We start from the raw sequence: 24,211 nt of genomic DNA, 5'->3' as shown, positions 1-24,211 counted from the left end.
GACGGGCGGCTTGCGGTCCGGGGGCAAACAGACAACATTGGCGCTCTGCCTTCTGGGAGGAAGCATGGACGCCACCGACAAGGCCGCGCGGATCGTTCGAACGGTTGTTGAAACGTTGAAGCCGGGCTTTGCTGTCAAGCTCTGGACCGGCGAGCGGATTGGCCCCGCCACCGGCCCCGTGCTCACCGTCAACGACCCCGACATTGTCTGGCAGATGGTTCGCCGACCCAACTTCTCGACGCTGATCGAGATGTGGATTTCCAAGGCGGTCGATGTCGAAGACGGATCGCTGTTTGATTTCTACGCACTGCCTTCGCAAGGCAAGCTCAGGTCGAAACTCAAGGCATTGCCAAAGCTGGCGATCCTGCGTGACCTGCCGGCCGTGCTGTTTTCAAGGAAACAGATGACGGCGCGGACCGATCTTTCGGGGCGCAATCCCTTCGTCAGCGGTTCGAGCCAGGAAGCGATCCAGCATCACTATGACATCTCGAATGCCTTCTATCAGCTCTTCCTCGACGAGCGCATGGTCTACAGCTGCGGATACTTCAAGGATTTCGCCAATAGCATCGATCAGGCGCAAATCGACAAGCTCGACCATATCTGCCGCAAGCTGCGGCTGAAGCCCGGCGAGCGGCTGCTCGACATAGGCTGCGGCTGGGGAGCGATGCTGATCCATGCCGTGAAGAACTATGGTGTTGTCGGCCACGGTGTCTCGCTGTCAGAGGCACAGACCAACCTTGCCCGCGAACGCATCCGCACCGAAGGGCTGGAGGACAAGATCACCATCGAAATAAAATCCTACGCCGAGCTCTCCGGTAGCTTCGACAAGATATCGTCGATCGGCATGTTCGAGCATCTGGGGCTCGCCAACCATGCCGCCTATTTCTCCACCATCCACCGGTTGCTGAAACCGGGCGGCGTCTATCTGCATCACGCCATTACCAGGCGCAGCAAGGGCGACATCAAGAAAACCCTGCGCAAGGGACCGGAATACAAGGCGCTGATCAAATACATCTTCCCCGGCGGTGAACTCGACACGATCGGCATGACGCTCGGCAATTTCGAAGCGCATGGCTTCCTCGTCTATGATGTCGAGAACCTGCGCGAGCACTATGCCTGCACCTGCAGGCTGTGGGCGGAGCGTCTGCACGCCCGCTTCGACGAGGCGATCGCCGAGGTCGGCGAAGCCAAGGCACGCCTGTGGCTGCTTTATCTCACCGGCTGTTCGATCACCTTCGAACGCGCCTCGGCGCAGATTTTTCAGACCGTTGTCACCAGACGGGCACGCGGCCCGAGCGGCCTGCCGCCGACGCGGGCTGATCTCTACCGATGATCAGATGAATCGCATCGCTGCGCCGATTTCGACGCGGGCGGGCTGGTCGACCGTGCAGTAGACGCCGAGATTGTGCGCGTTGTGACGAACCAGATTGCGCAGGATGGCCGGGTCGTGATCGAAACCATCCTGGGCGATGATGGTGAAGCCGCAGCGGCGGCATGGCTCGGAGATGGTCAGCAGTAGGTCGCCGATCGCCAGCTTGCGGCCGATCCATTCCGTCTCCGGGAACGATCCTTCGATCGGCGCCATGTCGACGACGATGTTGGGGCGGAAGCGGCGCGGGTCGGGGACGCCTTCGGGGTGCAATGCCTTCAGCCGTGCCAGTGACGCCGTAGTCAGCAGGTGGATCGGGGCCTTGCGGTAACGCTCTGCGGTCAACGGTCCGGAATAGCCGGGCGCCGCGTTTTCCCTCCGAAACGGCCGGATCGCGGCTGCGAAGCCGAGATAGGCCGAAACGGCGCGATCGCTTTCGGCCCCAGGCGCCGCCAGCCAGTCGCCGTCCGGAACGGCAACCTCCAATTCGCGGTTTGGCGGTAACCGGGTCTTGATGCGCGGCACTCTGTGCCATTTCACGTCGCGGTCCGGCCGCGCGATTTCGTTGTCGGAAACATCGACGAGACCGAACATGCGGTCGCCGTCGATGCTTTCCTGATCCACCAAAATCGCGTCCAGGCGCTCGCCGGCAAGCGAACTCGCCGGATAGCGCCAGAGGTCGCTGACAGTGCCCAACAAAGCCTCGCCCTGCATCAGCCCTTCTTGTTCTGCCGGTTGGCTATCAGGTCCTCGACAACGGCTGGATCGGCCAGCGTCGAGGTGTCGCCAAGTGCTGCGAAATCGTCCTCGGCGATCTTGCGCAGGATGCGCCGCATGATCTTGCCCGAGCGCGTCTTGGGCAGGCCGGGCGCGAACTGGATCTTGTCGGGCGAAGCGATGGCACCGATCTCCTTGCGGACATGGGCGACGAGTTCCTTGCGCAATTCCTCGCTCGGCTGCTCACCGGCCATCAGCGTGACGTAGCAGTAGATGCCCTGGCCCTTGATGTCGTGCGGGTAGCCGACGACGGCGGCTTCCGAAACCTTGTCGTGGCTGACCAGTGCCGATTCGACTTCCGCCGTGCCCATGCGATGGCCGGAGACATTGATGACGTCGTCGACGCGGCCGGTGATCCAGTAATAGCCGTCGGCGTCGCGGCGGCAGCCGTCGCCGGTGAAGTACTTGCCCTTGTAGGTCGAGAAATAGGTCTGCACGAAGCGGTCGTGGTCGCCATAGACGGTGCGCATCTGGCCGGGCCATGAATCGGTGATGCACAGATTGCCGTCGGCGGCACCCTCCAGCACCTTGCCTTCGCCGTCGACCAGTTGTGGCTCGACGCCGAAGAACGGCCGGGTCGCCGAACCTGGCTTGAGGTCGGTGGCGCCGGGCAGCGGCGTGATCAGGATGCCGCCGGTCTCGGTCTGCCACCAGGTGTCGACGATCGGCACCTTGCCGTTGCCGACGACGTTGTAATACCACTCCCAGGCTTCCGGATTGATCGGCTCACCGACCGAACCCAGCACGCGCAGCGACTTGCGCGACGTCCTGGCGACATGCGCATCGCCGGCGCCCATCAGCGCGCGCAATGCCGTCGGCGCGGTGTAGAAGATGTTGACCTTGTGCTTGTCGATGACTTCCCAGAAGCGCGACTGCGACGGATAGTTCGGCACGCCTTCGAACATCAGCGTGGTGGCGCCGTTGGCGAGCGGCCCGTAGACGATGTAGCTGTGGCCGGTGACCCAGCCGACATCGGCGGTGCACCAGTAGATGTCGCCATCATGGTAATCGAAGACATATTGGTGCGTCATCGAGGCATAGACGAGGTAGCCGGCGGTGGTATGCAGCACGCCCTTCGGCTTGCCGGTCGAACCCGAGGTGTAGAGGATGAACAGCGGATCCTCGGCCTTCATCTTCTCCGGCTTGCATTCGGCCTTCACCGTCGCGACCTCGTCGTGGTACCAGACGTCGCGTCCGGCCACCCAGCCGGTCTTACCGCCGGTGCGGCGCACGACCACCACCTTTTCGACTTTCGTTCCGGCCTTGGCGGCGATCTCGATCGCCTTGTCGGTGTTGTCCTTCAGCGGGATCGGCTTGCCGCCACGCAGGCCCTCGTCGGCGGTGATGACGAAGGTCGACTTGCAGTCATCGATGCGGCCGGCCAGCGCGTCCGGCGAGAAGCCGCCGAAGACGATCGAGTGGATGGCGCCGATGCGCGTGCAGGCCAGCATCGCATAGGCGGCTTCCGGAATCATCGGCATGTAGATGGTGACGCGGTCGCCTTTCTTGACGCCGTGCTTCTTCATCACATTGGCGAGCCGGCAGACATGCTCGTAAAGCTCGTTGTAGGTGATCTTCTTGTCGTCGTAGGGGTTGTCGCCTTCCCAGATGATGGCGGTCTGGTTGCCGCGCTTCTTCAGGTGCCGGTCGATGCAATTGTAAGAGACGTTGGTCAGCCCATCCTCGAACCATTTGATCGAGACCTTGCCATCGAAGGAGGTGTTCTTGACCTTGCTGAAAGGCTTGAACCAGTCGATGCGCTTGCCGTGCTTGCCCCAGAACTTGTCCGGGTTCTTGACGCTGTCGGCATACCATTTCAGGTAGGTGTCATTGTCGATCAGCGCGTTTTTCTTCCACGCCGGCTGGACGCGATGGACATGAACCTCGTACATTTCTTCACTTTCCTCCCAAACCAATCCGCGGGCTTGAAACGCCGGCGGGATCGCGGCGACGCGGCCGCGAATTCGGCGGCATTATTACCAGTTCCGCCGTCACGGCAATATTAGACGTTGGGTTTGCGCGGCGGGATGCCGCAGACAGGCTTGCGCCTGCTGTCAGCACTCGGGCGATACCGCTGCTAACTGCATGTTTTCGCGCGGAAAACCCGTTTTCGATCAGGAAAAATCAATAGACAGTTAAGCAACGGCGCGCACACTCTGACGTTGGGAGGAAAGGAGACTCAACCAAGGACCGCCCAAGGGGATAGCAATGCGCGACCATTCCGAAATGGACCTGATGCTCAAGGGCTATGGCCTGACCACGGCCAAGATTCTCTATCACTTTCCCGACCATCCGCATCTGCTGCAGAGCTACATCTGGCAGGATTATGATCTGGCGCCGGAATTTCCGGTGCTGATCCGGTTCATCGAATTCTGGAAGACCAGGCTCGACGGGCCGCTGCATTCGGTTGTTTACACGCACCAGAAGCTGATCGCGCCGAACGAATGGCGCAAGGTCGACGGCGAGTTCGTGCTGCATTAGGACGTGCCGATATTCAGGTGAGGCCGGCCTGCGAATGGCGGGTTCCTGCGCTTCCGGTGCCCACGTACTTTAAGTACGCTCCGCTCCGGTTCTCGGAAGCCACCATTCTCGACTCGGCCTGACCTGAATCTCCCTGATCCCGAACGGTTGATGTGTCACGACGCTCAGACCGCCGGCGGGTTGAGGCGGGCGAAACCTTCCTGGCGACGATAGGGGAAATAGGGGTAGGGCGCGGTTACTTCGCTCGCGGCGTCGAGTTTCCTGATCTGCTCCGGCATCAAGGTCCAGCCGATGGCGCCGAGATTCTGGCGCAGCTGTTCCTCGTTGCGGGCGCCGATGATGACCGAGGACACGGTCGGGCGCTGCAGCAGCCAGTTGATGGCGATCTGCGGCACGGTCTTGCCGGTTTCTTCGGCCACCGCGTCAAGGGCATCCATGACCCGGTAGAGATGCTCGTCCTCGACTGGCGGGCCGAAGCTGGCGGTGTCGTGCAGCCGGCTCTTTTCCGGCAGCTTTGCTCCACGGCGGATCTTGCCGGTCAGGCGGCCCCAACCGAGCGGGCTCCACACCAGCGCGCCGACGCCCTGGTCAAGGCCAAGCGGCATCAGTTCCCACTCATAATCGCGGCCGACCAGCGAATAATAGACCTGGTGCGCGACATAACGCGGATAGCCTCGGCTGTCGGCTTGCGCCAGCGACTTCATCACTTGCCAGCCGGAGAAATTGGAGACGCCGACATAGCGAAGCTTGCCGGCGCGCACGAGCCCGTCCAGCGTCGACAGAACCTCCTCGATCGGCGTGCCGGCATCGAAGGCATGCAGCTGCAGCAGGTCGATGTAATCGGTGCCGAGGCGCCTCAGCGCATCGTCCACGGATTTGATCAGCCGCGAACGCGACGAGCCGTAATCGGCCGGGCCGTCGCCCATCGGCAGCGAGGTCTTGGTCGAGATCAGCACGGCATCGCGGCGGCCCTTCATGGCTTCGCCAAGCACTTCTTCCGACGCGCCGTTCGAGTAGACGTCGGCGGTGTCGAACAAATTGACGCCGGCTTCGAGGCAGATGTCGATCAGCCGCCGCGCTTCCCTGGCGTCGCTGTTGCCCCAGGCGCCGAACAGCGGGCCGGAGCCGCCAAAGGTTCCCGCGCCGAATGAGAGTGCGGGCACTTTCAGGCCCGATGCACCGAGAGGTCGATAGTCCATTTTCTTGGCTCCTGATGGTGTGGAAGGGATGTCAAAAAAGCGATCCGGTTTTCCCGGCGAGCGTTACGATCGGACGGAGACAGGCTCGCCGATCGTAGGGGTGCGATCGAGACGCAAGGCCAGCCCTGCGACGGCGAGTGCTGCGAGCGGCAGCAGGGCGGCGACCCAGGTGAGCGCACCGAGGCCAAGGCCATGGGCAATCACCGCACCGCCAAGCCAGGCGCCTGCCGCATTGCCGAGATTGAAGGCGGCGATGTTGAAGGACGAGGCGAGGCTCTGGCCCGCACCTTGCGCCTTTTCCAGCACCCACATCTGCAGCGGCGCCACGGTGGCGAAGGCGGCGGCACCCAGCAGGCCGACATAGATCACGGCCATCACCTGGCTGTGGATGGCGAAGGTCATGGTTGCGAGCACCAGTGCCAGCACCACGAGACTGCCCAACACAGCCGGCACCAGCCAGCGATCGGCGGCCTTGCCGCCGGCGAGATTGCCGGCGATGAGACCGCCGCCGAAGACGAGCAGGATCGGCGACACAGCGGCTTCGCTAAAGCCGCTGATTTGCGTCAGCAGGGGGGTGATGTAGGTGAAGACGGCGAAGACGCCGGCATAGCCGAGCACGGTGGTGGCGAGGCCGAGCAGCACGGGCGTGCGGCGCAGCACGGCGAGATCGGCGCGCAGGTCGCTTTTTTCAGGCGCTGTCTGGCTGCGTGGCACCAAAGCCAAGATGACGGCGAAGGCCGCCAGGCCAACCACGGTTACCGCCCAGAAGGTCGCCCGCCAGCCAAAGGCTTGGCCGAGCCAGGTGCCGAAGGGCACGCCGAGGATGTTGGCGATGGTCAGGCCGGTGAACATCAGCGCGATCGCCGATGCCTTCTTGTTGGGCGCGACCAGCCCGGTGGCGACCACCGAACCGACGCCGAAGAAGGTGCCATGGGCAAAGGCGGTGATGACGCGGGCGCCCATCAGCGTCCAATAGTCGGGCGCTAGCGCACAGGCCAGATTGCCAAGCGTGAAGATCGCCATCAGCGCCAGAAGCACGGTCTTGCGCGGCCAGTTGCCGGTGGCGATGGTCAGCAGGGGCGCGCCGATGACGACGCCGAGCGCATAGGCTGAAATGAGCTGGCCGGCGGCCGAGATCGAGACGCCGAGATCCTTGCTGACATCGAGCAGCAAACCCATGATGACGAATTCGGTGACGCCGATGCCGAAGGCACCGGCGGCGAGGGCGTAGAGGGCAAGAGGCATGGCGATTTCCACTTCGATGAGGAAGAGCGCCGTCCCGCGCCCCGACCCGAAAGATCGTGTTGCGATGCATTGTGAACCAGACTTGCTTTGGGCACATTTTCTGTGAAATAGATTCACAGATGGCCAGGCCCGACATCAATCGCTCCGGCGAGATCGAAGTGTTCGTACGCGTCGTCGAGGCGGGCAGCTTTTCGGCGGCGGCGCGCGAACTGCGCATGACGCCGTCGGCGGTCAGCAAGCTGATCGCGCGGCTGGAGGCCCGGCTTGGCGCTCGGCTGGTCAGCCGTTCGACGCGAAAACTGCAACTGACGCCGGAAGGCACCGCGTTCTACGACAGCGGCCTGCGCATCCTGGCCGACATGGCGGCGGCCGAACAGGAGGCAGCGGCAGGTGCGGCGCCACGCGGACGGCTGCGCGTCAACTCTTACGTTCCCTTCGGGGTGCACCGGCTGATCCCGCTTCTGCCACGCTTCCTCGAACGCTACCCCGAGATCTCGGTCGATCTGGTGCTGACCGACAGCGTCATCGACCTGATGGCGGAACGCGCAGATGTCGCCATCCGTGCCGGCCCGCTCGGCGAATCACGGCTGGTGGCGCGCAAGCTCGGGCAAAGCCCGGTGGTCGTCGTTGCCGCGCCCTCATACCTCAGCACGCATGACACGCTGCTGACACCGGCCGATCTCGACAGGCACAACCGCATGGGCTTCGGCTTCGTGCGGCATCTCGATGGCTGGCCGTTCTTCGATGCGGCCGGCAACCCCATCATGGTTCCGATCACCGGCAACACGCTGGTCAGCGACGGCGAGGCGATGCGGCTGATGGCGCTGGCGGGCGCAGGCATTGCCCGGCTGGCGCACTGGCACGTGGCAGCCGATATCGCGGCCGGCCGGCTGGTGCGGTTGCTTGAGGATTTCAATCCGGGCGACGAGGAAGCCACCCACGCCGTCTATGTCGGCCAGGGCCGGCATCTGCCGGCGCGGGTGCGGGCCTTTCTCGATTTTCTGGGAGAGAGCGTGCGGCTGACCTGAGCTGACTTGAGGTGAGCGGGCTCTCGGGAGCCGACCGGCTCCCCGAGATGTCTGCGCTGGCAGCTTCTATGCTTTTGGCGTGAACGGTGCCGGGCGGCGGCCGGCTGCCTGGCGCTCCACCATCCAGCCGGGATATTCGGCCGGCAAGGCACTGACCTCATCGAGGCGGACGAGATCGTCGGTGTCGAGCTTCAGCTGGGTGGCGGCAAGGTTCTGTTCCAGCTGCTCCATGCGGCTGGCGCCCATGATGACGCTCATCACGAAAGGCTTGGCCAGGACATAGCCGAGCGCCACCGTGGCAACGCTTACATCGTGCTTCCTGGCGATCTCGCGCATGACGGCGACGGCCGCCCAGGCGCGCTCCTCGTTGACCGGCGGGAAGTTGAAGGAGGCACGGCGGCCCTCGCCATTGCCGGGCGCGCCGGGTCCATATTTACCGGAGAGCAGACCGCCGGCCATCGGCGACCACACCATCAGGCCAAGCTTTTCCTCGTTGAGCAACGGCACGATTTCACGCTCGAGATCGCGGCCGGCGATCGAATAATAGGACTGGACGGTCTCGAAACGGGCAAAGCCCTTGCGGTCGGCGATGCCGAGTGCCTTGGCGATGCGCCATGCCTGCCAGTTGGAAACGCCGACATAGCGGACCTTGCCGCTGGCAACCAGATCGTCAAGAGCCCGCAGCGTCTCGTCGATCGGCGTCACCGTGTCGGTGCCGTGCAGCTGATAGAGATCGATATGATCGAGTTGCAGCCGCTCGAGGCTGGCATCGACCGAATCCATGATGTGGCCGCGTGACGAGCCACGCTGGTTCGGACCGTCGCCCATGGCGCCATGCACCTTGGTGGCGATAACCACCTTCTGCCTGTCGACGCCGAGATCCCTCAGCGACTGGCCGAGCAACCGCTCGGACTCGCCGAACGAATAGACGTCGGCCGTGTCGAAGAAATTGACGCCGGCGGCGAGCGAGCGCGCAACGATCTCGTTGACGCCCTTCTGGTCGAGGCTGGCGATCAGGCCCCATTGGGCATTTTCGCCGGCGGCGCCGAAGGTCATGGTGCCGAGGCAAAGTTCGGAGACGAACATCCCCGTATTTCCAAGCTGGTTGTAACGCATGGGTGGAGGCTCCAGGAGAATCGTGATGACACCAAGCAAATAGGAACGGAACGTTTCGTTTCCAGTGCTGGCACAACGTGCCTGCCGAATTGGCCCAAAGGCCGTGGCGTGTCAGCGGCTGCCGAAGATCGCCGAGCCGACCCTGACACTGGTGGCACTGAAAGCGATGGCCGTCTCGTAGTCGCCGGACATGCCCATCGACAGTTTGGCGACGCCGGCCTCATGCCCAAGCTTCTCCAGCAAGGCGAAGTGAGGACCAGGGTTCTCGTCGGCCGGCGGGATGCACATCAGGCCTTCGATGGCGAGGCCATGGACATCACGGCAACGGGTGACGAAGGCGACCGCGTCGCGCGGTTCGATGCCGGCCTTTTGCGGCTCGGAGCCGGTGTTGACCTGGACATAGAGCTTTGGCGCGCGGCCCTGCCTGGCGATCTCCCTGGCGAGTTCAACGGCGATCTTGTCGCGATCGACCGTCTCGATGACGTCAAACAGCGCCACCGCCTCCTTCGCCTTGTTCGACTGCAGCGGGCCGATCAGATGCAGTTCGATGTCGGGAAAAGCCTCCTTCAGCGCCGGCCATTTTCCTTGCGCCTCCTGCACGCGGTTTTCGCCGAAGATGCGCTGGCCGGCCTCGATGACCGGGCTTATATCGGCGGCGTCGAAGGTCTTGGAAACCGCGACCAGAGTCACCGCGCCAGCTTGGCGACCGGCCTCGCGCTCGGCGGCGGCGATCTTCGCCTTGACCGCGAAAAACTGCTGAACTGCGTCGCCCATATGCAAATCCCGCTGTTTTGATCCGCGTTTTTGATCGACGCGAGACCCATATGGTTGACGGGTTTGCCAAACCATGGTGAACACCCGGACCATATCCAATGAACTGCCGAGCTGTCGCCCGCAGTCCGCATGCTTTTAAGTGAAAAACGTCCCATGGCAACCGAACGATACAATCCGTGCGCGTCAGAGCCCAAATGGCAAAAGGCCTGGGACGCCAAGAAGCTTTTCGAAGCGCACAACGACGATCCGCGTCCGAAATACTACGTGCTGGAGATGTTCCCCTATCCGTCGGGGCGCATCCATATCGGCCACACCCGCAACTACACGATGGGCGACGTGGTGGCGCGCTACAAGCGAGCCAAGGGCTTCAACGTGCTGCATCCGATGGGCTGGGACGCCTTCGGCATGCCGGCCGAGAACGCGGCGATGCAGAACAAGGTCCATCCCAAGGAATGGACCTACCAGAACATCGCCACGATGCGCGAGCAGCTCAAGGTCATGGGCCTGTCGCTGGACTGGGCGCGTGAATTCGCCACCTGCGACGTCGACTATTACCACCGCCAGCAGATGCTGTTCCTCGATTTCGTCGAGAAGGGGCTGGTGACGCGCAAATCCTCCAAGGTCAACTGGGATCCGGAGGACATGACCGTGCTCGCCAACGAGCAGGTCATCGACGGGCGCGGCTGGCGTTCGGGCGCGTTGGTCGAACAGCGCGAACTGACGCAGTGGTTCTTCAGGATCACCGACTTCGCGCAGGACCTGCTGGATTCGCTCGACGGCCTCGACGAATGGCCGGAAAAAGTGAAGCTGATGCAGCAGAACTGGATCGGCCGCTCCGAGGGCCTGCTGATCCGCTGGCCGCTGGCCGACGCCATCGGCGGCGAGCATGAGCTGGAAGTCTATACGACAAGGCCCGACACCATTTTCGGCGCCTCCTTCATGGCTGTCGCCGCCGATCATCCGCTGGCCAGGAAGGCTGCGGAGACCAATCCGGGGCTGGCCAAGTTCATCGACGAGGTCCGCCATATGGGCACTTCGGTGGCGGCGCTGGAGACGGCCGAGAAGAAGGGCTTTGACACCGGCATCCGCGTCGTTCATCCGTTTGACGACAGCTGGACGCTGCCCGTCTATGTCGCCAATTTCGTGCTGATGGAATACGGCACCGGCGCCATCTTCGGCTGTCCGTCCGGCGACCAGCGCGACCTCGACTTCGCCAACAAATACGGCCTGCCGGTGATCCCGGTGGTGATGCCGGAAGGCGAGAATCCAGCGAGCTTCCAAATCATCGATGGAGCCTATGACGGCGACGGCGTGATGATCAATTCGCGCTTCCTCGACGGCATGAAGCCGGACCAGGCCTTCGACGAGGTCGCGAAACTGCTGGAGCAGAAGACCATCGGCAACCGGCCGATGGCCGAGCGCAAGGTGAATTTCCGCCTGCGCGACTGGGGCATTTCGCGCCAGCGTTACTGGGGCTGCCCGATCCCGATGATCCATTGCGAGGATTGCGGCGTGGTGCCGGTGCCGAAGGCCGACCTGCCGGTCAGGCTGCCCGACGATGTCGATTTTGACCGGCCGGGCAATCCGCTCGATCGCCATCCGACCTGGCGGCATGTGAAGTGCCCGCAATGCGGCAAGGACGCGCGGCGCGAAACCGACACGATGGACACGTTCGTCGATTCGTCCTGGTATTTCGCCCGCTTCACGGCGCCCTGGGCGTATGAGCCGACCGATCCCAAGGCAGCGAATGAGTGGCTGGCGGTCGACCAGTATATTGGCGGCATCGAGCACGCGATCCTGCACCTGCTCTATTCGCGCTTCTTCACCCGCGCCATGCGCGAGACCGGCCATGTCGGCCTGGCCGAGCCGTTCAAGGGCCTGTTCACGCAAGGCATGGTGGTGCACGAAACCTACCGAGTCGGCTCGTCATCGAATGGCCGCTGGCTGGCGCCCACCGAAGTGCGGCTGGAGGACGTTGACGGCAAGCGCCAGGCCATCGACATCGCCACCGGCGAAGCCGTGACGATCGGCCCGCTCGAAAAGATGTCGAAGTCGAAGAAGAACACGGTGAGCCCGGAAGACATCACCGACGGCTACGGCGCCGACACGGCGCGCTGGTTCATGCTGTCGGACTCGCCGCCCGAGCGCGATGTTGAATGGACCGACGATGGCGCCGCCGGCGCGCATCGCTTCATGCAGCGCATCTGGCGCCTGGTGTCGACGGCGGCCGAAACGCTGGTGGGTGTCGAGCCCGTGGCGGCTGGTGGCGGCGAAGCTGGAGTGGTCTCCAAGGCGGCGCACAAGATCCTGAAAGCGGTCGGCGAAGATATCGAGAAGCTCGCCTTCAACCGCGCCATCGCTCGCATCTACGAACTGGCCAACGCACTGACCACGCCGCTCAACGAAGTGGCCGAAGGCAAGGCCGATGCGGCGCTGAAAGGCGCTTGCCGGCAGGCTGCGGAGATACTCGTGCATCTGATCGCGCCGGTCATGCCGCATCTGGCCGAGGAGTGCTGGGAAACGCTCGGTGGCACCGATCTGGTCGCCGAACGGCCGTGGCCGGTCTTCGATCCGGCACTGGTCGTCGACAACGAAGTTATCTATCCGGTACAGGTCAACGGCAAGAAGCGGGGGGATTTGACAATTGCCCGCGACGCGGACCAAGGTGCGGTCGAAAAAGCGGTATTGGCTCTCGACTTCGTGCAGAAAGCGCTCGAAGGTAAGGCTCCGCGCAAGGTGATCATCGTGCCGCAGAGGATCGTCAATGTCGTTGCCTGATCGGGAAAAGACAGAGCTGAACCGCTTGCTGCGCCGCATGGCGCTTGCCGGCCTTGTCGGCTCGCTTGCGCTGGTTTCAGCCTGCACGGTGCGGCCGCTCTATTCGAACGCGCCGTTGTCGACCGGCTCGACCGTCAGCGCCAATGCCGAACTGGCGTCGATCGGCATCAAGCCGGTCAACACGCGTTTCGGCCAGCAGGTGCGCAACAATTTGATCTTTGGGTTTGGACGAGGCGCCGGCGAACCGGCCTCGCCCGTCTATTCGCTCTTTCTCGGTGTGGGCGAAGCCGTCGAGTCCTCGGCACTCGTGCAGGTCGGAACCGACGAAGACGAGCCGACCGCCGGTTCCGTGACGCTGACCGCCAATTATACGCTGAGCGATGCCAAGACCGGTGCGAAGATCGCGTCCGGGAGGCGCTCGATCACCTCGTCCTTCGACAGGCCGCGTCAGGAATTCGCCTCATACCGGGCGCAGATCGACGCCGAGAACCGTGCCGCGCGCGAACTGGCCGAAGCGCTGCAGCTGTCCATCGCCCAGGACCTGGTCAGGCACGGCAAGACGGCGGGCTAGACCCCTTCCAAACCTGGATCAACAAAAAAGGCCGATTGCTCGGCCTTTTTTATTTGAAACGGTATTGGCCTCAGCCGATCGCCATCTCAGCCGATAGATTGGCCGGTCTTTGCCCAGTCGGCGAGGAACTGTTCCAGGCCCTTGTCGGTCAGCGGATGCTTGACCAGTGCCTTCAGCGTCGCCGGCGGCGCGGTAACAACATCGGCGCCGATGAGTGCCGCCTGCTTGACATGGTTCACGGTGCGAACCGAAGCAACGAGGATCTCGGTCTGGAAATCGTAATTGTCGTAGATCTGCCGGATCTCCTGGATCAGCTCCATGCCGTCGATGCCGATGTCGTCGATGCGGCCGACGAAGGGCGAGATGAAGGACGCACCGGCCTTGGCCGCCAGCAGCGCCTGGTTGGCCGAGAAGCACAGCGTGACGTTGACCAGGCGGTTCATCTCGGTGCGGATGGTCTTGCAGGCCTTCAGGCCGTCCAGCGTCAGCGGCACCTTGATGCAGACATTGTCGGCGATCTTGGCCAGAACCTTGGCCTGCTGCATCATCTCCGAATATTCGGTGGCGGTGACTTCGGCCGAGACCGGACCCTTGACGATGTCGCAGATCTGCTTGGTGACATCGGCGATCTTGCCGCCGGATTTCAGGATCAGCGACGGGTTGGTGGTGACGCCGTCAAGCAGGCCCAGATCGTTCAGCTCACGGATATCCTTGACGTCGGCGGTGTCGACAAAAAATTTCATGGCGGTCTCCTGACGATTTCGTCGTGCTGGGAAAGGCACGTTCAGCGTTGCGCTTTGATCTAGACCAAAGTCGGGGCAAGGTCACGCCTCATGATCGAAGATTCGCCCTTTGTCGCAGCCGCACCGGTGCTGGTGCCGATGCCCGCCGAACGCCCCTACACCTATGCCGTGCCGGTCGGCATGCGTGTGGTGCCGGGCTCGATCGTGCGCGTGCCGCTCGGTCCGCGCCAGGTCGCCGGCATCGTCTGGGATGGCGCGGTCGAGAAGGTCGATGCGAAAAAGCTGCGCCCGATCGAGCAGGTCTTCGACTGCCCGCCGATCGACCGCGCCATGCGCCGCTTCGTCGACTGGGTGGCGCAGTACACGCTGTCGCCGCCCGGCATGGTGGCGCGCATGCTGCTCAGGGCGCCGGAGGCTTTCGACCCCGAACCATGGATCGAGGGGCTGCAGCGCACCCTCTTGACGCCCGACCGGATGACGGGGGCCAGAGAGCGCGTGCTGGAGACAGCCGAAGGCGGGCTTGCCTGGACGCGGTCGGGCCTGGCGCACGCGGCCGGCGTGTCGTCGACGGTGATCGACGGCCTGAGGGCACAGGGCGTGTTCGAGACGGTGATGATCCCGCCGCGCCCGGTGGTGGCAGCGCCCGACACCAGCTACGCGATACCGGAACTGATGCCGGACCAGAATGACGCGGCGCAGATGCTGCGCGCCAATGTCGCGGCTGGTGTGTTCAATGTCGCGCTGCTCGACGGCGTCACCGGGTCGGGCAAGACGGAAGTCTATTTCGAGGCGGTGGCGGCCGCGCTCGACCAGGGCAAGCAGGTGCTGATCCTGCTGCCGGAAATCGCGCTGACGCACGCCTTTCTCGAGCGCTTCCAACAGCGTTTCGGCGCCAAGCCGGGCGAATGGCACTCGGACCTGCCGCCACGGATGCGGGAACGGGTCTGGCGGCAAGTGGCGGAAGGCGGCGTGCGCGTCGTCGCCGGCGCACGCTCGGCGCTGTTCCTGCCGTTCAGGGAGCTTGGCCTGATCGTCGTCGACGAGGAGCATGACCCCGCCTACAAGCAGGAAGACCGCGTCTTCTACAATGCGCGCGACATGGCGGTGGTGCGCGGCCATATCGGCAGCTTTCCGGTGGTGCTGGCGTCGGCGACGCCATCGGTCGAAAGCCGGGTCAACGCCAGCCAGGGCCGCTACAACAGGGCCGTGCTTTCCGCCCGCTTTGCCGAGGCGGCTCTTCCTCATCTCAAGGCAGTCGACATGCGGCGAGCGTCACCAGCGCGCGGCGGCTTCCTGTCGCCGGTGCTGCTCGACCAAATGCGCCAGACGCTGGAGAGGAAGGAGCAATCGCTGCTGTTCCTCAACCGGCGCGGCTATGCGCCGCTGACGCTGTGCCGGGTCTGCGGCCACCGCTTCGGCTGCCCGGTGTGCTCGGCCTGGCTGGTCGAGCATCGCTTTCGCGGCCAGCTGGTCTGCCATCATTGCGGACACAATGAGCGCCGCCCCGAAGCCTGCCCGGAATGCGGCACGCTGGACCATCTGGTTGCTTGCGGACCCGGCGTCGAACGCATCGCCGAAGAGGTCGTCGCGCATTTTCCGGATGCGCGCACCATCGTTTTGTCATCCGACCTGATGGGCGGCGTGCGGCGGTTGCGGCTGGAGCTGGAGGCGATCGCCAATGGCGAGGCCGACATCGTCATCGGCACGCAGCTTGTCGCCAAGGGGCATAACTTCCCCAATATGACCTTGGTCGGTGTCGTCGATGCCGATCTCGGTCTCGCCAATGGCGATCCGCGCGCCGCCGAGCGCACCTTCCAGCTGCTCAGCCAGGTCACCGGCCGCGCCGGCCGCACCGGCAAGAAGAGCCTCGGCCTGCTGCAGACTTTTCAGCCCGACCATCCGGTGATGCGGGCGATCGTCTCCGGCGATGCCGAGGCTTTTTACGAGCGCGAGATCGCCGAGCGTGAACGGGCAGCCTTGCCGCCCTTCGGCCGGCTCGCCGGCGTCATCGTCAGCGCCGTGACGCGGGCGGAAGCCGAGGGCCATGCGCGCGGCCTGCGCCGTGCCGCGCCCGAGGCCACCGATCTGTTCGTGCTGGGACCAGCGGAGGCGCCGTTGTCATTGCTCGGCGGCCGTCACCGCTTTCGCCTGCTGATCCAGGGCGAGCGGCGCGCCGACATGCAAGGCTTCATCCGCGCCATGTTGGCCAATGGCCCGAAACAGCGCGGCTCGGTCAGGGTACAGGTCGACATCGATCCGCAGAGCTTTTTGTAAGGTCGCGATTTCAGCGCTAGGCTGCCTCAAAGCCGGCGAGACAGGAAGATCATATGAAAACCCTTGGCCTTCTGGGCGGCATGAGCTGGGAATCAACAGCGATCTATTATCGCCTGCTCAACGAGATCGTGCGCGAGCGTCTCGGCGGGCTGCATTCGGCGAAGCTGCTGCTGTGGTCGTTCGACTTCGCCGAGATCGCCGAGCGGCAGCATCACGGTGACTGGGACGGCGCCGGCGTGCTTCTCGTCGAAGCGGCGCGCAGACTTGAGGCGGGCGGCGCGGAAGGCCTGCTTCTGTGCACCAACACCATGCACAAGCTGGCCGACCAGGTGCAAGCATCGGTGTCGATCCCGCTGATCCACATCGCCGACGCTACCGCGGCGGCCGTCAAGCGCGCCGGCATGCACCGCCCGGCGCTGCTGGCAACGCGGTTCACGATGGAGCAGGATTTCTACAAGGGCCGGCTTGCCGACAAATATGGTCTGCGGCCGGTCGTGCCCGATGCAGCCGGCCGCGACATGGTCCACCGCGTCATCTACGAGGAACTGTGCCAGGGCGTCGTCACCGAAGCCTCGAAAGCGGCCTATATCGCCGAGACCGAACGCCTGCGGCGCGACGAGGCCGCCGACAGCGTCATCATGGGCTGCACCGAGATCACCATGCTGATCGGCCAGCCGGATTTCGACATTCCGGTCTTCGACACGACGCGCATCCATGCCGAGGCAGCGGTGGCCTTCATGCTGCCCTGTACCAATTCCAGGAAAAACGGTTTTCCCGGGAAAAGCGCGTAGCGCTTTCCCTGGGGAATTGCGTCAAAGCAGAGATCAGGGCTGGACGGCGACATTTCCGCTGCCGACCACTTTCAGCTTCCATCCGTCTGCTTGCGTGCCGGCGAGATTGAGATGCCCGGCCAGGAAATACAGGCGATCGGTATCGGGGCCCTTGGCGGTGCAGAATCGATCCTGCAGATAGGACGGAGGCGTCGCCTGGTAGTAGAGATCAGCCTCGATGCTGGCAGGGCGTGCGCCCTTCGGCAAATCGGCAAGCGGTATCGAGTAGCTCAGCGTGTCGCTGCCGCCCGATATGTAGTCGGGGTCGTCCTCGACAGCGGTCGTGCCGACATCGACGGCGAGTTCCTCATCGGCGCCCAATGCCTTGGCGATTTCGAGCCGGCTTTCGACCGGCAGGAAGCCCGCCGGCAATATCCGGTTGTCCTTAACCTCCGTGCAGATCGACAGGAAGCTGGTCGTCAGTTCGCCTTCCGGCTTCGCATGGGCATTGCAGACCGGATTGGGCGTATTGGCGGGCGGCGTGGAGACCAGTTCCTGATAGATCTGAACCTGATCCTGCCGCGTGATCTTCTGGTAATGCGGCTGATGCGGCCGTTCGCCAGGGTGGACGCGGCCGGAACAATCATCCTTCCACCAAAGCTCGCCATCGAGTGGCTTGCCGTCGGCGTCGACGATCACGCCGGCGGCGTTGGTGCGACCGGAGACCCAAAGCTGCTCGCCGTTCTGGTCGAGCACGCTGAAGGTGAGAAACGCACGCCGGAAACCCACTCCGGAGGGAAACTTGTGACCGGCCAGGTTCTTCACCGTCACCTTGGCATCGAGCGCGTCGGCGCTCATCGCAAGGTCGCTGATCGCGACGGTGGCGGTTGTCTGTGACGCCTGGTCCAGCATCGCCTGCTCGGTGAGGACGAGAGGATCGAGAGCCTTCTTGCCCATCATCGGATCGCGAGTCCTGATGCCGAAGACATCGGGAAACTGCTGCGCCATCTTGACCAGGAAGACGTTGAGACCGACGAGCGTGTGGCGGGCAAATCCCGCGCGAACCGAAAGATCCGGTGCGTTGCTGGACTCGGTCTGCGGGAAATTCAGATTTTCCTGGATGCTGGCGATCTTGCTCATCGTCGGCGACCCGTCCTGTTCCGTCGATGGCATGTGACAACCCTGGCAGCTCCGCGGTGTGGCGCCGGCGCCCAGCGGAAGCGGTCCGTCCGGCGTGCTGCCGGTTCGATAGGCGCTGAACGCCCATTCCGGATAGGTCGTCTGCTCGTAGATATGCGCCAAGGTGTTGGTGCCCTGCAGAACCGGCAAATGAACCGTGTGGCACGTCCCGCAAACCTCGGAGCTCATGATCGTGGCGTCGTGGACCGGTTTGATGCCCAGCGCCGTATGCATCGGCCCGACTTCCGGTTTCTCGAAGGGGCCGATGAGCGTATCGGGCGAACCGACCATGAAGCTGCCGGTGAAGGTCTTGGCAAAACCGGTCGCGTGCGGATTGAGCAGTGCCTGCCGCTCGTCGACGCAGGCGTTCTGCGGCTCATCGCCGAGCGGTCCGCTGGCCTTGCTGTTGAGCACCATGCGGTGACAGGACGTGCAGGTGATGCCGTCGCGGGCAAGCATGCCGTAATTGGCGTGCGCGGCACTTGGATTGTCGGCGGGCCAGGGCGTCGCATCGACCATGTCGCGCGAGAACAGTTCGCATTTGCCCGAGCGCGCCTTCTCGTCGATGTGAAACTGCCGTTCTCCGGCGATGCCGTGGCAGCCAAGGCAAACGTCCTGCACGACACCGGACATTTTGGGGTGAAAGCTTTGCGTTTCACTGGCCAGCTGCGCGAAAAATATCGGGTCGCGGCCTCCCAGCCCCATCGGCGAGGTTCGCCAGGTCGCCAGCGGCGACAGATTGATCAAGCCATCGCCATGCGGGTTTGGCTTGGTCATGTCGAACTGCAGCCCGGTGCTGCCGGCATCATGACAACCGAGGCACTGGCTCGAGGTCAGGAACGTATCGGACGCATCGGGACCTTTGGCCCCGACCCAGGTGTTGTCGTAAGTTTCGGAAGGCATACGCGAGACGGTCTCATAGGTCGGCATCTCGCGGACATAGGCCTGCAGCGCGGCGATCACGTCGGCGTTCGGACTGTAGAGCGGTTCGCCAAGACGCGGGTTGGCATTGACCGGCAAAACGACGGCTTGGTGCAAGGTCGTTGCCGGCGCTCCCTTGAAGAAATCCTGTGCGAGATAGTTGAGCGGCTTGCCTGGCTCACCCGCGATGTTCTTGGAAGATGCGAAGGTCAGATTGTCGGCCGCCGAGGCATGACAGTTCATGCAGTACTGGGCGAAGCCCATGTTGGGCAGGCTGTTGTTGTCGGCCGGGAGAGCTGGCCAATCCGGAGTCCAGCCGCTCTGGCTGCCAAAGCCGTACCAGCCCCAGAACCAGCCATCGTAAGAGGCGCTGGCATCGCGGATCATGATCGCGGCGCCGCTGGTTGGAAAAAGTCTGAGAGGATCGACCGTCCGGCAATCCGACGCCGGCTCCGAAAACATCTCCTTCACCATGATGGCGCCGTCGGGAACCGGCGGTGGATGATCGACCTCGCCGTCGGCTGAGCGGTTCTTGCGAAGCCAGTCCATCATGTCAGGCGAATACCAGATCATCACCGGCGCATGGGTTCCCTGGTCGAGGCCCTGCCAGGCGCCGTTGACCAGGGTCGCGATGCGCGGCCCGGCCTGACGCACGTATTTGTCGTGCACCCATCCGGCAGCTTCGTCGCGATAACAGTAACTGCCCAGATATTGGTTGAGCTTGTTCTCGTAGTCTCCCAGGGACAGCGCCGAGGGCTTCCTGATCGTGGCCTCGAGCTGCTGGCAGACCAAAGGATCGGTGGGAGCCATGGCCGTCGGCCGTTCGGCGATGCAGTCCGCGCGTGCGCCCTGCGTGATCCCGACAAGGGCTGCCGCAACGACCCAGATGCTGGCCAGATGCAACGCCCGACAAAGATCCGGCATGATCGTCTCCGAATTTCGAGATCCTGCCTGCCGCACTCCGTCCGCGCTGATTTCACAAGTGATCGTGAAACATGTGAATTTGCTAAACTAAACAAGAAGTCGGCGAAAGGTACATTCGAAGCATAATACTTGCATTACGTTACGGCAAGGCATGCAATCTATACTGTTGAAGAAATTGCGCCGCGGATCCTCTTGTCCGGGGGTTTGCTTGCGCAGCAGCCGAATCGGCCGCGAAGCTGCGAGCGGGCAGCCCATATCACGCGATGACATTTCCAGTGCGGCCTTGCCGAACCCCGACTTTCCGGCTGCGCGCTTGACTTCCTCCACGGGCGACATTCAATGCATCCAGAATTGCTGTGAGGGGAGGCAAGATGGATTTTGCGTTTCCGTGGCCGATGAGCCAGGGCGAATGGCTGGCCTGGTCGAGCGCCGTCGTCACCGTGCTGCTCGGCCTTTTGTTTTTTCTGGCGCCTAGCCTGGCCTTCCGGATCCTGCGGCTGCAGGTCAAGCCCGAGAAGGTGGCGGCGATCGCCGAAGGGCGCGGCAGGATGTCGGGCTTCTATCTGGGCGTCGGCCTGTGCTGCATCCTGCTCGCGCAGCCGCTGATCTACATGACGCTTGGCTTCTCCTGGCTGTTCACCGCCTTCGGCCGGCTGCTGTCGATGATGTCGGATGGCGCCAATACGCCTTTCAATTGGGTGTCCATTGTGGTGGAATTGGCATTGGCGGCGTTGCCGCTCGCCTTCGCCTTCGGCTTTCTGCCTTGAATCCTTGGGGTTTCCGGGGCGGAAGACGGGGTTCTTTCGCCAGATGCGACAATAGTGCCTGAAAACCATGCGGAAGGACGCATTGCGGTCTTAAAATGCCTGTGCTAGACGGCAATCGACTTTCGGCCGGGGATAGCGGAAGCCGCGTCTCCGTGCTTGGAAAAATGCAGTAAGGTCAAAGATTTAGCCAGAGTTTTTGCTCGCGCCAACAATCTGCGGCCTGTCAGACAAGAGAAAAGACGGTCCGTGGCCCAATCGTCATCGCCAATCTCAGGTGTCGCAGAACGCTATGCGGGTTCGCTGTTCGAACTCGCCCTGCAGGCAAATTCGGTCGCCAAGGTCGAGGCAGACCTCAGCAGTTTCGAAGCGATGCTCGCGGGCAGCGCCGACCTGACCCGGCTGATCAACAGCCCGGTGTTTTCCAGCGAGGACCAGGCCAAGGCCATTGCGGCGATCGCCGACAAGGCCGGGATTACCGGCCTCACCGGCAATTTCCTGCGCGTCGTCGCCCGCAACCGCCGGCTGTTCGCCATCCCCGGCATGATCAGGGCGTTCCGCCAGATCGCCGCCGAACATCGTGGCGAGACCGCTGCTGAAGTGACGTCGGCGCATGAGCTGACCGCTGCCCAGCAGACCGAACTCAAGGCGGCGCTGAAGAGCGTTGCCGGCAAGGACGTGGCCATCTCCGTCACCGTCGATCCGTCGTTGCTCGGCGGGCTGGTGGTCAAGATGGGCTCGCGCCAGATCGATACGTCGCTCAAAACCAAACTCAATTCGCTCAAGCTTGCACTGAAAGAGGTCGGCTGATGGACATCCGCGCCGCGGAAATTTCCGCAATTCTGAAAGACCAGATCAAGAATTTCGGCAAGGAGGCCGAGGTCTCCGAAGTCGGACAGGTACTGTCCGTCGGTGACGGTATCGCCCGCGTCTACGGCCTCGACAATGTCCAGGCCGGCGAGATGGTCGAATTCCCCGGCGGCATCCGCGGCATGGCGCTCAACCTCGAAGCTGACAATGTCGGCGTCGTCATCTTCGGCGCCGACCGAGACATCAAGGAAGGCGATATCGTCAAGCGCACCGGCGCCATCGTCGACGTTCCGGTCGGCCCCGGCCTGCTCGGCCGCGTCGTCGACGCGCTCGGCAACCCGATCGACGGCAAGGGCCCGATCAAGGCAGTCGAGCGCAAGCGCGTCGACGTCAAGGCGCCCGGCATCATCCCGCGCAAATCGGTGAACGAGCCGATGTCGACCGGCCTCAAGGCCATCGATGCGCTGATCCCGGTCGGCCGCGGCCAGCGCGAACTAGTCATCGGCGATCGCCAGACCGGCAAGACAGCCATCATCCTCGACACGATGCTCAACCAGAAATCGGTGCACGACAACGGCCCCGAGAAGGAAAAGCTGTACTGCGTCTATGTCGCCGTCGGCCAGAAGCGCTCGACCGTGGCGCAGTTCGTCAAGGTGCTGGAAGAGCGCGGCGCGCTCGAATACTCGATCATCATCGCCGCCACCGCGTCCGATCCGGCGCCGATGCAGTTCCTGGCGCCGTTCGCCGGCTGCACCATGGGCGAATATTTCCGCGACAACGGCATGCATGCGCTGATCAGCTACGACGATCTGTCGAAGCAGGCCGTCGCCTACCGCCAGATGTCGCTGTTGCTGCGCCGCCCGCCGGGCCGCGAAGCCTATCCGGGCGACGTCTTCTACCTGCACTCGCGCCTGCTCGAGCGCGCCGCCAAGCTCAACGACGATTTGGGCGGTGGATCGCTGACCGCCCTGCCGATCATCGAGACGCAGGCCAACGACGTGTCGGCCTATATCCCGACCAACGTGATCTCGATCACCGACGGCCAGATCTTCCTCGAAACCAACCTGTTCTTCCAGGGCATCCGTCCGGCCGTTAACGTCGGCCTGTCGGTGTCGCGCGTCGGCTCGGCCGCGCAGATCAAGGCGATGAAGCAGGTTGCCGGCTCGATCAAGGGCGAGCTCGCGCAGTACCGCGAAATGGCGGCCTTCGCGCAGTTCGGCTCGGATCTCGATGCCGCCACGCAGCGCCTGCTCAACCGTGGATCGCGCCTGACCGAACTCCTGAAGCAGCCGCAGTTCTCGCCGCTGAAGACGGAAGAGCAGGTCGCGGTGATCTTCGCCGGCGTCAACGGCTATCTCGACAAGCTGCCGGTCAACCAGGTCGGCAAGTTCGAGCATGGCCTGCTCAGCCACATGCGTGCGGCCGGCAAGGACGTTCTCGAGGCCATCCGCAAGGAAAAGGCGCTGTCGGACGATCTGCGCGCCAAGCTGAAGGCCGAGATCGACGCTTTCGCCAAGACCTTCGCCTGAGCGAAGCGCAAGACGGGATCAGGTTTGAAGCATGCCTTCATTAAAAGACCTTCGTAACCGTATCGCCTCGGTCAAGGCGACGCAGAAGATCACCAAGGCGATGCAGATGGTCGCCGCGGCGAAGCTGCGCCGTGCGCAAGAGGCCGCGGAAGCGGCGCGCCCCTATTCGGAGCGCATGGGTTCGGTGCTCGCCAACATCACACAGGCAATCGGCGGCGGTGGCGATGCCCCGGCGCTGATGACCGGCACCGGCAAGGACGACGTGCATCTGCTTGTCGTCTGCACCGCCGAGCGCGGCCTGTGCGGCGGCTTCAATTCGCAGATCGCCCGCCTTGCCCGCGACCACATCCGCAGGCTTTTGGCCGACGGCAAGCAGGTCAAGATCATCTGCGTCGGCAAGAAGGGTTTCGATATCCTGCGCCGCGACTACGCATCGATGATCATCGACCGTGTCGACCTGCGCGAGGTCAAAACGCTCGGCTTCGTCAATGCCGACGCGATCGCCAAGAAGGTCATCCACCTCTTCAACGAGGGCGGCTTCGACATCTGCACGCTGTTCTATTCGCAGTTCAAGTCGGTGATCAGCCAGATCCCGACCGCGCAGCAGATCATTCCGGCCGGTCTCGCTTCGGCTCCGGCCGAGGCGGTGGATGGCGGCAGCGCCGTCTATGAATACGAACCGGAGCCGGGCGAAATCCTCGCCGATCTCATTCCGCGCAACATCTCCGTGCAGGTTTTCCGGGCGCTGCTCGAGAACGCGGCCGGCGAAATGGGCGCCAAGATGAGCGCCATGGACAATGCGACGCGCAACGCCGGCGAGATGATCAACAAGCTGTCGATCACCTACAACCGCCAGCGGCAGGCGCAGATCACCAAGGAACTGATCGAAATCATTTCGGGCGCCGAGGCGCTCTAGGCGCGGTTCGCGGGTCATCGGCCCGCGACCGGACCGCGTGAGA

19 protein-coding genes are annotated in these 24,211 nt (G+C 63.4%); 11 read left to right on the top strand and 8 right to left on the bottom strand.

The genetic code is table 11. From position 1 onward, the window contains the following. Positions 1-64 precede the first annotated feature (64 nt). Positions 65-1,333, top strand: coding sequence for a class I SAM-dependent methyltransferase (locus tag ACFFNA_RS20530; RefSeq protein ID WP_378921121.1), 1,269 nt, complete (start codon positions 65-67; stop codon positions 1,331-1,333). Here the strand turns inward: ACFFNA_RS20530 and ACFFNA_RS20525 are convergent, their stop codons facing one another. After that, positions 1,334-2,083 carry an MOSC domain-containing protein gene (locus ACFFNA_RS20525; protein WP_378921119.1) on the bottom strand — a complete coding sequence of 250 codons (750 nt, stop codon included), beginning with the start codon at positions 2,081-2,083 and terminating at the stop codon, positions 1,334-1,336. Next, positions 2,083-4,038 (bottom strand): acetate--CoA ligase, encoded by a 1,956-nt coding sequence (gene acs, locus ACFFNA_RS20520; protein ID WP_378921117.1) that lies wholly within the window; start codon positions 4,036-4,038, stop codon positions 2,083-2,085. The genes ACFFNA_RS20525 and acs overlap by 1 nt, the downstream gene beginning before the upstream one ends. Before the next feature lie 316 nt (positions 4,039-4,354). Between acs and ACFFNA_RS20515 the strand changes: the two genes are divergently transcribed. After that, positions 4,355-4,627, top strand: a complete 273-nt coding sequence (locus ACFFNA_RS20515; protein WP_111548407.1) for an usg protein — start codon at positions 4,355-4,357, stop codon at positions 4,625-4,627. 164 nt (positions 4,628-4,791) lie between these two features. Here the strand turns inward: ACFFNA_RS20515 and ACFFNA_RS20510 are convergent, their stop codons facing one another. Both ACFFNA_RS20510 and ACFFNA_RS20505 read right to left on the bottom strand, forming a co-directional pair. Then, positions 4,792-5,826, bottom strand: coding sequence for an aldo/keto reductase (locus ACFFNA_RS20510; RefSeq protein WP_378921114.1), 1,035 nt, complete (start codon positions 5,824-5,826; stop codon positions 4,792-4,794). A gap of 63 nt (positions 5,827-5,889) precedes the next feature. Further along, complete coding sequence (locus tag ACFFNA_RS20505) at positions 5,890-7,071, bottom strand: MFS transporter (RefSeq protein WP_378921113.1); 1,182 nt, start codon at positions 7,069-7,071, stop codon at positions 5,890-5,892. 119 nt (positions 7,072-7,190) lie between these two features. Here ACFFNA_RS20505 and ACFFNA_RS20500 point away from each other — a divergent pair, with 119 nt between their 5' ends. Further along, on the top strand, positions 7,191-8,099 hold the full coding sequence (locus tag ACFFNA_RS20500) for a LysR family transcriptional regulator (RefSeq protein ID WP_378921111.1): 909 nt from the start codon (positions 7,191-7,193) through the stop codon (positions 8,097-8,099). Positions 8,100-8,165: 66 nt separating this feature from the next. Here ACFFNA_RS20500 and ACFFNA_RS20495 read toward each other — a convergent pair whose 3' ends face one another. Both ACFFNA_RS20495 and ACFFNA_RS20490 read right to left on the bottom strand, forming a co-directional pair. Then, positions 8,166-9,215 carry an aldo/keto reductase gene (locus ACFFNA_RS20495; RefSeq protein ID WP_378921109.1) on the bottom strand — a complete coding sequence of 350 codons (1,050 nt, stop codon included), beginning with the start codon at positions 9,213-9,215 and terminating at the stop codon, positions 8,166-8,168. A 111-nt stretch (positions 9,216-9,326) separates the two neighbouring features. Next, the gene (locus ACFFNA_RS20490) at positions 9,327-9,989 is read right to left on the bottom strand and encodes a YggS family pyridoxal phosphate-dependent enzyme (protein WP_378921107.1); all 663 of its coding nucleotides are present in this window, start codon (positions 9,987-9,989) and stop codon (positions 9,327-9,329) included. Positions 9,990-10,142: 153 nt separating this feature from the next. On the opposite strand from ACFFNA_RS20490, the gene leuS reads away from it, so the two are divergent. Both leuS and lptE read left to right on the top strand, forming a co-directional pair. Beyond that, on the top strand, positions 10,143-12,767 hold the full coding sequence (gene leuS / locus ACFFNA_RS20485; protein ID WP_378921105.1) for a leucine--tRNA ligase: 2,625 nt from the start codon (positions 10,143-10,145) through the stop codon (positions 12,765-12,767). Beyond that, positions 12,754-13,338, top strand: coding sequence for an LPS assembly lipoprotein LptE (lptE, locus tag ACFFNA_RS20480; protein WP_111548401.1), 585 nt, complete (start codon positions 12,754-12,756; stop codon positions 13,336-13,338). The genes leuS and lptE overlap by 14 nt, the downstream gene beginning before the upstream one ends. Positions 13,339-13,424: 86 nt before the next feature. On the opposite strand, the gene fsa is transcribed toward lptE, so the two are convergent. Beyond that, positions 13,425-14,081 carry a fructose-6-phosphate aldolase gene (gene fsa, locus ACFFNA_RS20475; RefSeq protein WP_378921102.1) on the bottom strand — a complete coding sequence of 219 codons (657 nt, stop codon included), beginning with the start codon at positions 14,079-14,081 and terminating at the stop codon, positions 13,425-13,427. A 90-nt stretch (positions 14,082-14,171) separates the two neighbouring features. On the opposite strand from fsa, the gene ACFFNA_RS20470 reads away from it, so the two are divergent. Further along, positions 14,172-16,355, top strand: a complete 2,184-nt coding sequence (locus tag ACFFNA_RS20470) for a primosomal protein N' (RefSeq protein WP_378921100.1) — start codon at positions 14,172-14,174, stop codon at positions 16,353-16,355. A gap of 53 nt (positions 16,356-16,408) precedes the next feature. Continuing rightward, positions 16,409-17,146 carry an aspartate/glutamate racemase family protein gene (locus tag ACFFNA_RS20465; RefSeq protein ID WP_378921098.1) on the top strand — a complete coding sequence of 246 codons (738 nt, stop codon included), beginning with the start codon at positions 16,409-16,411 and terminating at the stop codon, positions 17,144-17,146. A 33-nt stretch (positions 17,147-17,179) separates the two neighbouring features. On the opposite strand, the gene ACFFNA_RS20460 is transcribed toward ACFFNA_RS20465, so the two are convergent. Then, positions 17,180-20,149, bottom strand: a complete 2,970-nt coding sequence (locus tag ACFFNA_RS20460; protein WP_378921096.1) for a hypothetical protein — start codon at positions 20,147-20,149, stop codon at positions 17,180-17,182. A 371-nt stretch (positions 20,150-20,520) separates the two neighbouring features. Between ACFFNA_RS20460 and ACFFNA_RS20455 the strand changes: the two genes are divergently transcribed. From ACFFNA_RS20455 to ACFFNA_RS20440, 4 genes are all read left to right on the top strand, one after another. Further along, positions 20,521-20,916, top strand: coding sequence for an AGROH133_08824 family phage infection protein (locus tag ACFFNA_RS20455; protein WP_111548397.1), 396 nt, complete (start codon positions 20,521-20,523; stop codon positions 20,914-20,916). Between the two features lie 246 nt (positions 20,917-21,162). Continuing rightward, positions 21,163-21,723: a F0F1 ATP synthase subunit delta gene (locus ACFFNA_RS20450; protein ID WP_378921094.1), complete on the top strand. Its 561-nt coding sequence runs from the start codon at positions 21,163-21,165 to the stop codon at positions 21,721-21,723. Next, positions 21,723-23,252 (top strand): F0F1 ATP synthase subunit alpha, encoded by a 1,530-nt coding sequence (atpA, locus tag ACFFNA_RS20445; protein WP_111548395.1) that lies wholly within the window; start codon positions 21,723-21,725, stop codon positions 23,250-23,252. Before ACFFNA_RS20450 ends, atpA begins: the two co-directional genes overlap by 1 nt. A 31-nt stretch (positions 23,253-23,283) precedes the next feature. Further along, positions 23,284-24,168: a F0F1 ATP synthase subunit gamma gene (locus ACFFNA_RS20440; protein ID WP_111548394.1), complete on the top strand. Its 885-nt coding sequence runs from the start codon at positions 23,284-23,286 to the stop codon at positions 24,166-24,168. Positions 24,169-24,211: the final 43 nt, after the last annotated feature.

It is taken from the genome of Mesorhizobium kowhaii (genome assembly GCF_042431665.1).
In the GTDB taxonomy this organism is placed as follows: Bacteria; Pseudomonadota; Alphaproteobacteria; order Rhizobiales; family Rhizobiaceae; genus Mesorhizobium; species Mesorhizobium kowhaii.
The sequence above is the reverse complement of the archived record's forward strand: the minus strand, read 5'-3'. Positions and strand labels throughout refer to the sequence as shown.